We start from the raw sequence: 15,120 nt of genomic DNA, 5'->3' as shown, positions 1-15,120 counted from the left end.
ATTCTACATGAAATTAATTAAAAACGGAAAAATCTTAAAAAACGGTATCCTAAAAGACACAGAAATATTAATCGATGGTAAACGTATTAAACAAATTAGTAGTAAGATAAATGCTTCATCTTCAAATATTGAAGTTATTGATGCAAAAGGAAATTTAATTGCTCCAGGTTTTGTAGATGTTCATGTGCACCTACGTGAACCAGGTGGTGAACATAAAGAAACAATTGAAAGTGGTACAAAAGCCGCTGCAAGAGGTGGTTTTACTACAGTATGTCCTATGCCTAATACAAGACCTGTACCAGATACAGTTGAACATGTTAGAGAATTAAGACAACGAATTTCTGAAACAGCACAAGTTAGGGTGTTGCCTTATGCTGCTATTACTAAGAGACAAGCAGGTACTGAACTTGTTGATTTTGAAAAATTAGCACTAGAAGGTGTGTTTGCATTTACAGATGATGGTGTGGGTGTTCAAACAGCAAGTATGATGTATGCTGCTATGAAGCAAGCTGCAAAAGTTAAAAAACCGATTGTCGCACACTGCGAAGATAATAGCTTAATCTATGGTGGTGCAATGCATAAAGGTAAACGTAGTGAAGAATTAGGCATACCTGGTATTCCAAATATTGCTGAATCTGTACAAATTGCTAGAGATGTACTATTAGCTGAAGCAACTGGTTGTCACTATCATGTGTGCCATGTTTCAACTAAGGAAAGTGTTCGAGTAATCAGAGACGCTAAAAAAGCTGGTATCCATGTAACAGCAGAAGTTACACCACATCATTTATTATTAACTGAAAATGATGTTCCTGGTGATGATTCAAACTACAAAATGAATCCACCATTAAGAAGTAATGAAGATAGAGAAGCACTTTTAGAAGGCTTATTAGATGGAACAATTGATTGTATTGCAACGGATCATGCACCTCACGCTAAAGAAGAAAAAGAACAACCTATGACAAAAGCACCTTTCGGTATCGTAGGTAGTGAAACAGCATTCCCATTACTTTATACACACTTTGTAAGACGAGGTAATTGGTCACTGCAACAATTAGTTGATTATTTCACTATTAAACCAGCTACTATTTTCAACTTAAATTATGGAAAATTACACAAAGATAGTTACGCTGATTTAACAATTATTGATCTAAATACTGAAAAAGAAATCAAAAGTGAAGATTTCTTATCTAAAGCTGATAACACTCCATTTATTGGTGAAAAAGTTTATGGAAATCCAACACTAACAATGCTTAAAGGTGAAGTAGTATTCGAGGAGGAAAAGTAGATGCTTGAAAAACGTTATCTTGTACTGGAAGATGGCTCTTATTACGAAGGATATCGCTTAGGGTCAGATGACTTATCTATAGGCGAAATTGTATTCAACACTGCTATGACGGGGTACCAAGAAACAATCTCTGACCCGTCTTACACAGGTCAAATCATAACTTTTACGTACCCACTAATTGGAAACTATGGTATCAATCGCGATGATTTTGAATCATTAACACCTAAATTAAATGGGGTAGTAGTAAAGGAAGCAAGTACACACCCTAGTAACTTTAGACACCAAAAAACATTACACGAAACACTTGCTCAATATCATATTCCTGGTATATCGGGTGTAGATACTAGAAGTATTACTCGTAAAATTAGAAATCATGGTGTTTTGAGAGCTGGATTTACAGATAATAAAGATAACATTCAGGAACTTGTTGAACAGTTGAAAACTGCTGAGTTACCTAGAGATGAAGTTCAAACGGTTTCTACAAAAACACCATATGTATCAACAGGTTCCGATTTAAGTGTCGTTTTACTCGACTTTGGTAAAAAGCAAAATATCGTTCGTGAATTAAATTTACGTGGTTGCAACGTCACAGTTGTACCATATGATACGTCAGCTGAAGAGATTTTAAGCATGTCTCCAGATGGTGTCATGCTATCAAACGGCCCTGGTGATCCAGACGAAGTTGACGTTGCTTTAGATATGATCAGAGGCATATTAGGAAAGATACCATTCTTTGGTATCTGCCTTGGTCATCAACTTTTTGCATTATCGCAAGGCGCAACTTCATTCAAAATGAAATTTGGACATCGTGGTGCGAACCATCCCGTTAAAGATTTAAGAACAGGTAAAATAGATATCACGAGCCAAAATCACGGCTATTCTATTGACCGTGACTCGCTTAAAAATACTGACCTTGAAGTTACACATATTGCTTTAAACGATGGTACTGTTGAAGGACTAAGACATAAAGAACTTCCAGCGTTTTCAGTCCAATATCATCCTGAAGCAAGACCAGGTCCAAGTGATTCTAATTACTTATTTGATGAGTTCATAACAATGATGAAGGATTTCAAAGAAAAGGAGCGTCAAATCAATGCCTAAAAGAGATGATATTCAGACAATTTTAGTAGTCGGTTCAGGCCCAATTATTATTGGACAAGCTGCAGAATTTGACTATGCAGGAACACAAGCTTGTCTAGCATTAAAAGAAGAAGGCTACAGAGTTATTTTAGTTAATTCTAATCCTGCAACAATAATGACAGATAAAGAAATTGCCGATAAGGTGTACATAGAACCATTAACGCACGATTTTATTGCTCGTATTATTAGAAAAGAACAACCAGATGCATTATTACCTACTTTAGGTGGTCAAACTGGGTTGAACATGGCGATTCAACTTCATGATAGTGGCGTGTTAGAAGCTAATAATGTAAAGTTGTTGGGGACAGAGCTAGAGTCTATTCAACAAGCAGAAGATCGTGAAATGTTTAGAACATTAATGAATGATTTAAATGTACCTGTACCAGAAAGCGATATCGTTAATACAGTAGAACAAGCATTTGAATTTAAAGAACAAGTTGGATATCCGTTAATTGTACGTCCTGCATTTACGATGGGGGGTACTGGCGGTGGTATTTGCCATAATGATGCTGAATTAAAAGAAGTTGTTAGTAATGGTTTGCATTATAGCCCTGCTACACAATGTTTAATAGAAAAATCAATTGCAGGTTATAAAGAAATTGAATATGAAGTTATGCGTGATAAAAATGATAACGCCATCGTAGTATGTAATATGGAGAACATAGATCCTGTAGGCATTCATACTGGAGATTCAATCGTTGTTGCACCGAGTCAAACACTATCAGATGTAGAATATCAAATGCTACGAGACGTATCCTTAAAGGTAATTCGTGCTTTAGGTATTGAAGGTGGATGTAATGTGCAACTCGCACTTGACCCGCATTCATTGAATTATTACATCATTGAGGTCAACCCACGTGTGTCTCGTTCATCAGCGTTAGCTTCCAAAGCAACGGGTTATCCTATTGCAAAATTAGCCGCTAAGATTGCCGTAGGTTTAACACTAGATGAAATGCTTAACCCTATTACAGGAACTTCATATGCTGCATTTGAACCCACTTTAGACTATGTTATTTCTAAAATTCCACGTTTCCCATTCGATAAATTCGAAAAAGGTGAACGTGAACTTGGAACTCAAATGAAAGCGACAGGCGAAGTCATGGCAATCGGTCGTACATATGAAGAATCTTTACTGAAAGCCATTCGCTCACTTGAATATGGTGTTCATCATTTAGGTTTACCAAATGGAGAAAGTTATGAATTAGATTACATTAAAGAGCGTATCGGACATCAAGATGATGAAAGATTGTTCTTTATCGGAGAAGCAATTCGTAGAGGAACATCTCTTGAAGAACTTCATAATATGACAAAAATTGACTATTTCTTCCTAAATAAGTTCCAAAACATTATTGACATTGAGCATGAACTTAAAAATCATCAAGGCGATTTAGAGTATTTAAAATACGCTAAAGATTATGGCTTTAGTGACAAAGTGATTGCTCATCGATGGGATATGGAAGAAAAAGATATATATGAACTACGTATGAGTCAAAATATTAAACCAGTTTATAAAATGGTTGATACATGTGCAGCTGAATTTGAATCCACAACGCCGTACTATTATGGTACGTATGAAGATGAAAATGAATCTATAGTAACTGATAAAGAGAAAATTCTAGTACTAGGTTCAGGACCAATTAGAATTGGCCAAGGTGTTGAATTCGATTATGCAACTGTACATGCAGTATGGGCGATTCAAAATGCTGGTTACGAAGCTATTATTGTGAATAATAATCCGGAGACTGTATCTACTGACTTTTCAATTTCTGACAAATTATATTTTGAACCACTTACAGAAGAAGATGTCATGAATATCATTAACTTAGAACAACCTAAAGGTGTTGTAGTACAATTTGGTGGTCAAACAGCAATAAACTTAGCCGATAAATTAGCACAGCATGGTGTTAAAATTCTTGGAACATCATTAGAAGATTTAAATCGAGCTGAGGATAGAAAAGAATTTGAAGCGCTATTACGTGAAATATCTGTACCTCAGCCACAAGGGAAAACTGCTACATCACCTAAAGAAGCTCTTAAAAATGCAAGAGAAATAGGTTATCCGGTTGTAGTTCGTCCTTCATACGTGCTTGGTGGCCGTGCAATGGAGATTGTTGATAATGATCAAGAGCTTGAAAATTATATGACTCAAGCTGTTAAAGCAAGTCCAGAACATCCTGTATTGGTAGACCGCTATTTAACAGGAAAAGAGATAGAAGTGGATGCTATTTCAGATGGGGAGACTGTCGTAATTCCAGGAATTATGGAACATATAGAGCGTGCAGGTGTTCACAGTGGAGATTCTATTGCAGTTTATCCGCCACAAACACTGACTCAAGACGAAATTAATACACTTGAAGACTACACAATTAAATTGGCAAAAGGTTTAAATATTAAAGGTCTTATTAACATTCAATTTGTCATAGCTCACGACGGTGTCTATGTGTTAGAAGTTAATCCGCGCTCAAGCCGTACGGTACCATTCTTAAGTAAAATTACTGATATTCAAATGGCTCAATTAGCGATGCGTGCAATTATGGGTGAAACGCTTGCTGAAATGGGGTACAAGCAAGGTATCCAACCTTATTCTGAAGGCGTATATGTTAAAGCACCCGTATTTAGTTTTAATAAATTAAAAAATGTAGATATTACGCTTGGACCAGAGATGAAGTCTACAGGTGAAGTTATGGGTAAAGACCTTACACTTGAAAAAGCGCTATACAAAGGTCTCACTGGTAGCGGATTTGAAGTGAAAGATCATGGTACAGTATTGATGACTGTAAGTGATAAAGATAAAGATGAAATAGTCAAGATTGCACATCGATTAAATGAAATAGGCTACAAAATATTGGCGACTCGTGGAACAGCACAAAAGTTAAAAGATCATAATATTCCAGTTGAGGTCGTAGGTAAAATCGGTGGCGAGGATGATCTACTGACACGAATTCAAAATGGAGAAGTGCAAATTGTCATTAATACTATGACAAAAGGAAAAGAAATCGAACGAGATGGTTTCCAAATTCGACGTACAACAGTTGAAAATGGTGTGCCTTGTTTAACATCATTAGATACTGCCAGTGCTTTAACAAATGTCATTGAAAGCATGACGTTTACTATGAGAAATGTATAATCTTAATGATAGAAGTTAAAAGGAGAAGATGAGTGTGAGAAATCTACCCATTATAGCATTAGATTTTAAATCAGCAGACGAGGTTCATACATTTTTAAATAAGTTTAATGAACCGTTATGCGTCAAAATTGGGATGGAGTTATTTTATCAAACAGGGCCAGCTTTAATTAAATCCATTAAAAAAAGAGGTCATGATATCTTTTTAGATTTAAAATTACATGACATACCTAATACTGTGAGCAAAGCAATGGAAGGCTTAGCACGTTTAGACATTGATTTAGTCAATGTTCATGCTGCCGGTGGTATTAAAATGATGGAAGAAGCTAAAAAAGGGTTAAGAAAACATAATGCTGATATTAAAATCATTGCAGTTACTCAATTAACTTCAACTACTGAAAGACAATTACATGAAGAACAAAATATTCAAACCTCTATAGAGGAGGCAGTTCTAAATTATGCGCGTCTTACTAAAAAAGCTGGATTAGACGGTGTCGTATGTTCTCCTCTTGAGGCTAAGATGATTTCTAAAGAACTAGGTTCTGACTTTTTAAAAGTGACACCAGGTATTCGCCCGAAAGGCGCAGCTCGTAATGATCAACAACGAATTACAACACCTGAGGAAGCTAAAACTTTGGGGTCAACACATATCGTAGTAGGTCGACCTATCACTCAAAGTGAGCATCCAATTGACAGTTATCATAAAATAAAAGAAAGTTGGTTAAGTTAAATGGCTAAAAATATTGCTAAAGCATTATTAGACATAGAGGCAGTTTCATTATCTCCAAATGATTTATTTACTTGGAGCTCAGGAATTAAATCGCCTATTTATTGTGATAATCGAATAACTTTAGGGTACCCTGAAGTGCGTAATGCGATTAGAGATGGGTTAATTCAATTAATTAAAGAACATTTTTCTAACGTTGAAATTATCTCGGGTACGGCCACTGCTGGTATCCCTCATGCAGCTTACATTTCAGAAAAAATGGAATTACCTATGAATTACGTTAGATCAAAAAGTAAAAGCCATGGTAAACAAAACCAAATAGAAGGTGCAAAAAGCGAGAATAAAAATGTCGTTGTAGTCGAGGATTTAATTTCTACTGGAGGTTCTTCGATTACAGCTGTCGAAGCATTGGAAGAAGCGGGAGCTAATGTGCTTGGAGTCGTTGCTATATTCACATATGGTCTTGCAAAAGCAGACGAGACATTTAATAAGGCTCATATTCCGTTTTATACTTTAAGTGATTATAATGAGCTTATAGAAGTTGCGAAAGATGATGGGAAAATCTCTTTAAATGACATCCAAACATTAGTTGATTGGCGAGATAACTTATCGTAATATATGAATGGTGAGGGGGCGTCTAATGGAACAAAACAATGATAATAATCATCTTTATACTTTAATAAAACATTGTAATGAGTTTCTTTATAGACGAGATGATTATAGAATTCCATCTTATTCTCAATCAGACCATTCTAGTAAAGAAAATATTTCAAAAACAATGAATGATGAAGTATTTAAACATTCAATTGAAATTTTTAAACGTGCCAAGAAAAATTTAAATCATTAACTATAAATCGATATTGTAAAAACACTCCAAAAGTGATGAATCAATTAACTTTTGGAGTGTTTTTTATGAATTAACTGCGAAATCATAGTAAATTTTTTATTAAAAAGTCAGAATGAATTGTGGAAATAAGCTGAGAAGAAAAATCACGAGAGTATTCTAATTCATCGTACAATTGTACTTTACCTTCAATGCATATTTGAAATAATGATATTCAAATCAAGAAATTCTACACGCATCATTTACGATAAAACAAAGGTTATAATAATTTCCCAAAATTAACGTATAAACATCTTAGTCATTAGCCATCCTATTAATAGAACTAATGCAAATATTAATAATGGTACACCATAATGTATGAGCATAACAACGCCTCCAATCTTAATCGAACTATCAATCAAATTAAGAATCAAACTATATTAAAGTTCTAATTTTTTACATCCTATATAACTACATTCTACAATGAAAGTATATACATGTTAAAATAATAAGTAAGATTGATTTTTAAATAACAAGAATACGATATAAAAGAAGGAGTAGCATATGGACATACCAAAAATTACGACGTTTTTAATGTTTAATGATGAAGCTGAAGAAGCAATTCAATTATACACAAGTTTATTTGAAGATAGTGAAATTATTACAATGGTGAAGTATGGCGAAGAAGGACCGGGCACGCCTGGCTCAGTGCAACACTCCATCTTTACGTTAAATGGCCAAGTATTTATGGCGATAGATGCAAATAGTGGGGAAGAGTTGCCTATGAATCCGGCAATGTCACTATATGTCACTGTTAAGGATACTATGGAGATGGAACGTTTATTTAATGGTTTGAAAAGTGAGGGTGCCATTTTAATGCCTAAAACAGAAATGCCACCATTTAGAGAGTTTGCATGGGTTCAAGATAAATTTGGCGTGAGTTTTCAACTTGCTTTACCAGAAAACAAATAGATTAAAAAGGACAGCAGAATGTTGAATGATATGTGCATTCAATTCTGCTGTCTTTTTTTATGTTATGATTCTTTCATTTGTTGAATATGATCATAATCAGGTGTTGCAAATAGGGTCTTTTGGTTGTCATATGTCACGAATCCAGGTTTTGCCCCAGAAGGTTTATGAACGTGTCTAATTTCCGTATAATCTACAGGAATTTGAGCTGAACTACCAGCTTTAGAGAAATACCCAGCTAGCATTGCCGCTTCTTTAATCGTTGTTTCGCTTGGACTCTCATTGAGTATGACAACATGAGATCCTGGAATATCTTTTGTATGGAACCATAAATGATTTTTATGTGCCTTTTTATTGGTAAGATAATCATTTTGTTTATTATTTTTACCTACTAATATCGTATCTCCATCAGTAGAATGATACGTTTGAAGTTGAATTTTAGACTGCTTTTTCTTTTTACTCTGTTTTCTTTGCTTCATGAATCCCTGTTCAGCAAGTTCGTCGCGAATATCATCGATATCATCAACGGTAATGTGCTTTAACTGTTGCTCAATATTATCAAAGTAATCAATATTCTCTTTAGTCAGTTTAATCTGATGAGTCAATTCGTGCTCTCGTGTTTTCATACGGTTATATTGTTTATAATAGTATTGAGCGTTAGTTGATGGCGATTTTGTAGGGTTAAGTGGAATCTTTACTTCTTCACCAGTATAGTAATTCAACGCTATAACAGAATCGTCACCTTGTTGAATACGATATATATTAGCTGTGATCAACTCTCCATATAATTGCTGAGTTTCTTTGTTTTTAGCACTTTCATACTCATCGATAAGTTTACTCAATTTATTTTGTTGTTTTTGCAGTTGCTGTTGTACAAATCTGACTAAATCATTTGCACGTTGTTTTACTCTTTCTCTCTCACCACGTGCATCATAAAAGCGATCCAATAGTTCATGAAGTGAATGATACTCAACTATATCATCATAGAATTGATTAAGTTTCATGAAATAGAAATCCTCTTTACCTGTTTCATGATTTTTATGAAAGACAGGAGTAGATGCCGATTTGGTTTCGGCCATGACTTCATCAAAAGCATCAGGTAATGTTTTTTGAGTCATAAATTGACGACGATTCACAATTTCATTAGCGATTAGTGGACTAAAGCCCTCACATATATTAAGTAATTGCTTGGCAATCTTTCCAGCATTAAAGTCAATATATTTTAATACCTCTTGCCCTGTTAATTCATAAGGATTGATTTTATTTTGATTTGGTGGTGCTTCATATTTGAAGCCAGGCATAACGGTTCTGTACTGATTTGTGTTAGGAGTTAGATGTTTAAACCCTTCGATGATTTTACGTTGATCATCGACAAGGATAAGGTTACTATGTTTACCCATTATTTCCAATATAATAGTTCTATATATTGTATCACCAATTTCATCTTTACTTTCGATATCAATCTCTATACGTCTATCGTTACCAACCTGTCGAATTGCTTTTATGAAGCCTCCCTCAAGGTGTTTACGGAAAACTCTTGCAAACATTGGTGGTGTAAATGGATTGTCGTATTTCTTAGTAGTTAATTGTAAACGAGAGAAACTAGGATGAATCGATAGAAGTAGTTGATGATTTTTACGATTTTGTCTAATTACAATAATTATTGTGTCATTTTCTGGTTGATTTATTTTATGAATTCGGCCTGAGACTAAACCCTGTAATGATTCAATCATTTTTTTAGTAAATAAGCCATCATATGCCATAATTATCTGCCACCTTATACTTTTTCATTCATCATATTGTAACATGCGTAAAGTGAGAGGTCATGATTAAAGACTGTAAATTATTTTAAAGTTGAATATTCTTAATTTTTAAAGCAATTTATAAAGGTGAAATGAAGTGCATAAAAATTTTAAAAATATGACGAAATAAGATGAATTTGACTCTATAACAAAGTACGGCTATACATATATCGTAGCAATATGATATTATATTTAAATAATAGAAGAATAGCTTAGAGAGGTCGTAAGGCATGGATAAGGAAAAAGGACTGTTAATTGTTCTTTCAGGCCCTTCAGGTGTTGGAAAGGGAACTGTTAGAAAAAAGATATTTGAAGACCCAACTACTTCATATAAGTATTCTATATCAATGACAACACGTCATATGCGTGAAGGTGAAATTGATGGTGTAGATTACTTCTTCAAAACAAAGGAAGAATTTGAGGCGTTAATTAAAGATGACCAGTTTATTGAGTATGCACAATATGTAGGTAATTATTATGGTACACCTGTACAATATGTAAAGGATACTATGGAAGAAGGTCATGACGTCTTTTTAGAAATCGAAGTTGAAGGTGCTAAGCAAGTAAGAAAGAAATTTCCAGATGCTTTGTTCATATTTTTAGCGCCTCCAAGTTTAGATGACTTGAGAGAACGTCTTGTTGGTAGAGGAACTGAATCAGATGAAAAGATTCAAAGCCGTGTGAACGAGGCGCGAAAAGAAGTAGAAATGATGAATTTATACGACTACGTTGTAGTTAACGACGAGGTTGAACTCGCTAAGAATCGAATTCAGTCAATTGTTGAAGCTGAGCATTTAAAAAGAGAGCGAATCGAAGCTAAATATAGAAAAATGTTACTGGAGGTCAAAAAATAATGTTAAATCCACCGTTAAACCAACTTACTGCAAAGGTGAATTCAAAATATCTTATTGCCACTACGGCGGCTAAAAGAGCACGTGAATTAGATGAAAGACGCGAAACAGCGCTTTTAGATCAGTACCAATCAGCTAAACCTGTTGGAAAAGCTTTAGAAGAAATTGCTGATGGTAAAATAGAACCTGTTGTACCGAAAGAATATTTAGGATAAAGTTTTATTTATATTGGTAGAGCCTGGGACATAAAAATTGTCCTAGGTTTTTTAATTACTAGTAACATACAAAATAGTTGAATAGCGCTTAAAACAAGCTTGAAATCTGACTAAAATTCTTTGTCCAACTTGAAAGTTATATTTAGTAATAGTCACTTTTTTAATTTAATGATTAATTTGTGTATAATAATTATAAATATGTCGTCAATGAATCTGAAACATAAATGACTAGTTTTAGCCATTAAATCTCTTCGCAGTAGATTGACTACCCTGAAAATATACTTAAAATAAAACGTGTCAGGGTCTGAGTTTCTGTTATGAAAATTTTGTTAGATTCTCTATTTAAGGTCATATTGCGACAGGGTGGGATAATGAATTTATTATGAATTCTATTCCGCTCTCTTTTTACGAAGGATGCGCTTTTGCATAGCCAAAGTTGCCTTTAAATTTGATAATTAATAGATAACACATAACTAAATTATTCCGTTCCATTTCTAATTTAGGCGTATCGATAAAGTATTAAAGGAGAATATAAATAATGAAACATATTTTATTAGCTGTTACAGGCGGTATCGCAGCATATAAAGCAATTGATTTAACAAGTAAATTAATACAATCCGGCTATGATGTAAGAGTTATGCTATCTGATCATGCTCAAGAGTTTGTTACTCCACTAGCTTTTCAAGCAATCAGTAGAAATCCTGTTTACACAAATACATTTAAAGAAGAAAATCCTGAAGAGATTCAACATGTATCATTAGGAGACTGGGCAGATGCGATTATAGTCGCGCCAGCAACTGCTAATACTATCGCAAAATTAAGTGTTGGAATTGCTGATGATTTAATTACTTCTACATTACTTGCTACAACAACACCAAAATTCGTTGCACCCGCAATGAATGTAAATATGTATAACAATCCGCGTACTAAGCATAATATGAAAGTGCTAAGTCAAGACGGATATTATTTTATTGAACCTGGTAGTGGCTATTTAGCATGCGGTTATGTAGCAAAAGGGCGAATGGAAGAACCCATGCAAATCCTATCTGTTATTAATAAATTTTTTACTCAACAGGAGAATGTTGTAAAAAGCTCTTTTTCCGGAAAGCACGCATTAGTTACCGCTGGACCTACAGTTGAAGTTATTGATCCAGTTCGATACGTATCAAATCGTTCATCAGGAAAAATGGGATATGCTATAGCTGAAGCATTACGAGATAAGGGGGCAATCGTAACTTTAATTAGTGGTCCTACCCACTTATCTCTACCTGAAGGGATTAATGTTGTTAAAGTTGAGAGTGCAGAGGATATGTTTCAAGCTGTAACCGAACGCTTTGCGAAACAAGATATAGTGATTAAAGCAGCGGCGGTGTCTGACTATACACCAATGGACATACTTGAACATAAATTAAAAAAACAAGAAGGAGGATTATCTGTTCAATTTAAGCGTACTAAGGATATTTTAAAATACTTAGGAGAAAATAAAACGCACCAATATCTTGTTGGTTTTGCTGCTGAAACACAAAATATTGAACAGTATGCTCTAGACAAACTCAAAAGAAAAAATGCAGATGTTATCATTTCGAACAATGTAGGTGATACATCAATAGGCTTTAGTTCAGATGACAATGAATTAACTATGCATTTTAAAAATAATGAAAAAGTAAATATTAAGAAAGGGAAAAAATCAGCTTTAGCACATCAAATTATAGAAATTTTAGAAACTAGGTGGCAGTAATGATTGCAAAAGTAATTGTTGATATTCCGTCGAAAAGTGTCGATTTTAAATTTGATTATATTGTTCCTAAAAATTTAGAACGTGTGATTCAAATAGGCGTTCGTGTTGTGGTACCTTTTGGTCCTAGAACTATACAAGGATACGTCATGAATATTCAACAAGAACCAGATGGAAATATGGATATATCAAAACTAAAAGAAATAAAAGAAGTGCGTGATATTAAACCTGAATTAACATCCGAACTGATTCAATTAAGCGAATGGATGAGCCATTATCATGTGATGAAACGTATTTCTGTTTTAGAAGCGATGTTGCCAAGTGCCATTAAAGCAAAGTATAAGAAAGCTTTTTCAATTATCGATACAAAAAATATATCTTCAAAAACCAGAGCGCTATTTAACAATGACGGTTATTACTTATATAAAGAAGCTCAGCAAAACAATGATTTAGAAGAAATGTTGACTTTGTTAAATCAAGGATTGATTGAAGAGATCACGATACTTTCTCAAAACACAAAAAAGAAAACTCAAAAAGCTGTTGGCGTAGTTAATACGTTGAATGGTGATGAAGTACTTGCAAAACTCGAGAAATATACAAAACAATATGATTTGTATGCATTTTTATTAGAAGAGTCTCATCGAACAGTGTTTTTAAAAGAAATCAATGATATGGGTTTCTCTCACTCGAGTTTAGATTCTTTAATCAAAAAAGGTTATATTGAAAAATATACCGCCGAGGTTTTTAGAGATCCTTATGCAAATCGTATATTTGAACAAGAACAAAAGAGGATATTAACTAAAGAACAGCAAGATGCATTTGAAGCTATTAAACATTATATTCATGATGAAAAAGAAAGAACATTTTTATTACACGGAGTCACAGGTTCAGGTAAAACCGAAGTCTATCTTCAAACAATAGAGGAAGTTCTTAATAAAGGTAAAGAAGCCATGATGTTAGTGCCGGAAATCGCCTTAACACCTCAGATGGTGCTAAGATTTAAACGTCGATTTGGAGATGATGTAGCGGTATTACATTCCGGACTTTCAAAAGGTGAACGTTATGATGAGTGGCAAAAAATTAGAGACGGTCGAGCTCGAGTGAGTGTAGGTGCTCGTTCAAGTATTTTCGCACCGTTTAAAAATTTAGGCATCATTATTATTGATGAAGAACATGAATCTACATATAAACAAGAAGATTATCCCAGATATCATGCGCGTGATATTGCACAATGGAGAAGTCAATTTCATCATTGTCCTGTCGTTTTAGGTAGCGCAACACCTAGCCTTGAATCATATGCTAGAGCAGAAAAAAATGTTTATGAATTGTTGTCATTGCCACATAGAGTCAATCAACAAGCGTTACCGCATATTGATATTATAGATATGAGAGAAGAATTGAGTGAGGGTAACCGTTCCATGTTTTCTATAGCACTAAGACAAGAGATACAAGAACGGTTGGATAAAAAAGAACAAATAGTACTATTCTTAAATAGAAGGGGATATGCTTCATTTATGTTATGCAGAGATTGTGGATACGTTCCCCAATGCCCCCATTGTGATATTTCGTTAACATATCATAAAACAACCGATCAATTAAAATGTCATTACTGTGGTTATCAAGAAAATCCACCTTCTCGATGTCCAAATTGTGAAAGTGATCATATCAGACAAGTCGGAACTGGAACGCAACGTGTAGAAGAATTATTACAACAAGAATTCCCTCAAGCTCGTATTATAAGGATGGATGTTGATACAACTTCAAGAAAAGGTGCACATGAGAAATTGTTAAATGACTTTGAAGCAGGAAAAGGAGATATCTTATTAGGTACGCAAATGATTGCTAAAGGTTTGGATTATCCTAACATTACTCTAGTTGGTGTGCTCAATGCTGACACTATGTTAAATTTACCTGACTTTCGTGCCAGTGAACGAACATACCAACTTTTAACTCAGGTATCTGGACGCGCAGGTCGTCATGAAAAAGAAGGCCAAGTTATCATACAAACGTACAATCCTGATCATTATTCAATAAAGGATGTGAAATTAAACGATTATCTCTCTTTTTATCAAAAAGAAATGAATTATCGAAAATTAGGAAAATATCCACCTTACTATTTCTTGATTAACTTTACCATTTCACATACAGATATAAAAAAGGTCATGGTGGCTTCTAAGCATATTCATCAAATTTTAGTACAGCACTTAAGTGAAAAAGCATTCGTGCTAGGTCCTTCACCAGCAGCACTAGCAAGAATTAACAATGAATATCGTTTTCAAATACTAGTAAAATATAAGAGTGAGCCTCAATTACATCAAGCGTTACAATATTTAGATGATTATTATCATGATCAATATGTAAAGGATAAACTATCATTAAAAATTGATATTAATCCACAAATGATGATGTGAATGAAGTGTCAAACATCAAAAAGCCTCAAAATCCATCA

The 15,120-nt window shown here is 34.2% G+C and carries 12 protein-coding genes; 11 read left to right on the top strand and 1 reads right to left on the bottom strand.

Annotated elements, in window-relative coordinates; genetic code table 11:
* Positions 1–7 precede the first annotated feature (7 nt).
* The 7 genes from NST35_RS08015 to NST35_RS07985 all read left to right on the top strand — a co-directional run bounded on the left by NST35_RS08015 (position 8) and on the right by NST35_RS07985 (position 8,071).
* A complete protein-coding gene (locus NST35_RS08015; RefSeq protein WP_002446243.1) occupies positions 8–1,285 on the top strand; it encodes a dihydroorotase in 1,278 nt (425 codons plus the stop codon).
* A complete protein-coding gene (locus NST35_RS08010) occupies positions 1,286–2,386 on the top strand; it encodes a carbamoyl phosphate synthase small subunit (RefSeq protein WP_002446244.1) in 1,101 nt (366 codons plus the stop codon).
* Positions 2,379–5,552, top strand: coding sequence for a carbamoyl-phosphate synthase large subunit (gene carB, locus NST35_RS08005; protein ID WP_002446245.1), 3,174 nt, complete (start codon positions 2,379–2,381; stop codon positions 5,550–5,552). Before NST35_RS08010 ends, carB begins: the two co-directional genes overlap by 8 nt.
* Before the next feature lie 34 nt (positions 5,553–5,586).
* Entirely contained in the window at positions 5,587–6,279 is a 693-nt protein-coding gene (pyrF, locus tag NST35_RS08000) for an orotidine-5'-phosphate decarboxylase (RefSeq protein ID WP_002457397.1), read from the top strand.
* Positions 6,280–6,891: an orotate phosphoribosyltransferase gene (gene pyrE / locus NST35_RS07995; RefSeq protein WP_002446247.1), complete on the top strand. Its 612-nt coding sequence runs from the start codon at positions 6,280–6,282 to the stop codon at positions 6,889–6,891.
* A 25-nt stretch (positions 6,892–6,916) separates the two neighbouring features.
* On the top strand, positions 6,917–7,123 hold the full coding sequence (locus NST35_RS07990; protein ID WP_002475937.1) for a hypothetical protein: 207 nt from the start codon (positions 6,917–6,919) through the stop codon (positions 7,121–7,123).
* Positions 7,124–7,663: 540 nt separating this feature from the next.
* The gene (locus tag NST35_RS07985) at positions 7,664–8,071 is read left to right on the top strand and encodes a VOC family protein (protein WP_002446249.1); all 408 of its coding nucleotides are present in this window, start codon (positions 7,664–7,666) and stop codon (positions 8,069–8,071) included.
* A gap of 62 nt (positions 8,072–8,133) precedes the next feature.
* On the opposite strand, the gene NST35_RS07980 is transcribed toward NST35_RS07985, so the two are convergent.
* Positions 8,134–9,831, bottom strand: a complete 1,698-nt coding sequence (locus NST35_RS07980) for an Rqc2 family fibronectin-binding protein (protein ID WP_002486276.1) — start codon at positions 9,829–9,831, stop codon at positions 8,134–8,136.
* Between the two features lie 269 nt (positions 9,832–10,100).
* Between NST35_RS07980 and gmk the strand changes: the two genes are divergently transcribed.
* The 4 genes from gmk (at position 10,101) to priA (ending at position 15,082) form a co-directional block, all read left to right on the top strand.
* Positions 10,101–10,724 carry a guanylate kinase gene (gmk, locus tag NST35_RS07975; RefSeq protein ID WP_002446251.1) on the top strand — a complete coding sequence of 208 codons (624 nt, stop codon included), beginning with the start codon at positions 10,101–10,103 and terminating at the stop codon, positions 10,722–10,724.
* Entirely contained in the window at positions 10,724–10,936 is a 213-nt protein-coding gene (gene rpoZ, locus NST35_RS07970; protein ID WP_002446252.1) for a DNA-directed RNA polymerase subunit omega, read from the top strand. The genes gmk and rpoZ overlap by 1 nt, the downstream gene beginning before the upstream one ends.
* Before the next feature lie 538 nt (positions 10,937–11,474).
* Positions 11,475–12,674 (top strand): bifunctional phosphopantothenoylcysteine decarboxylase/phosphopantothenate--cysteine ligase CoaBC, encoded by a 1,200-nt coding sequence (gene coaBC / locus NST35_RS07965; RefSeq protein WP_002446253.1) that lies wholly within the window; start codon positions 11,475–11,477, stop codon positions 12,672–12,674.
* Positions 12,674–15,082, top strand: a complete 2,409-nt coding sequence (gene priA / locus NST35_RS07960; protein WP_002486278.1) for a primosomal protein N' — start codon at positions 12,674–12,676, stop codon at positions 15,080–15,082. Before coaBC ends, priA begins: the two co-directional genes overlap by 1 nt.
* The last annotated feature ends 38 nt before the right edge of the window (positions 15,083–15,120 follow it).

This window comes from Staphylococcus sp. FSL W8-0304, assembly GCF_038006565.1.
GTDB lineage: Bacteria > Bacillota > Bacilli > Staphylococcales > Staphylococcaceae > Staphylococcus > Staphylococcus epidermidis.
This window is presented reverse-complemented; position numbering and strand designations above follow the sequence as displayed.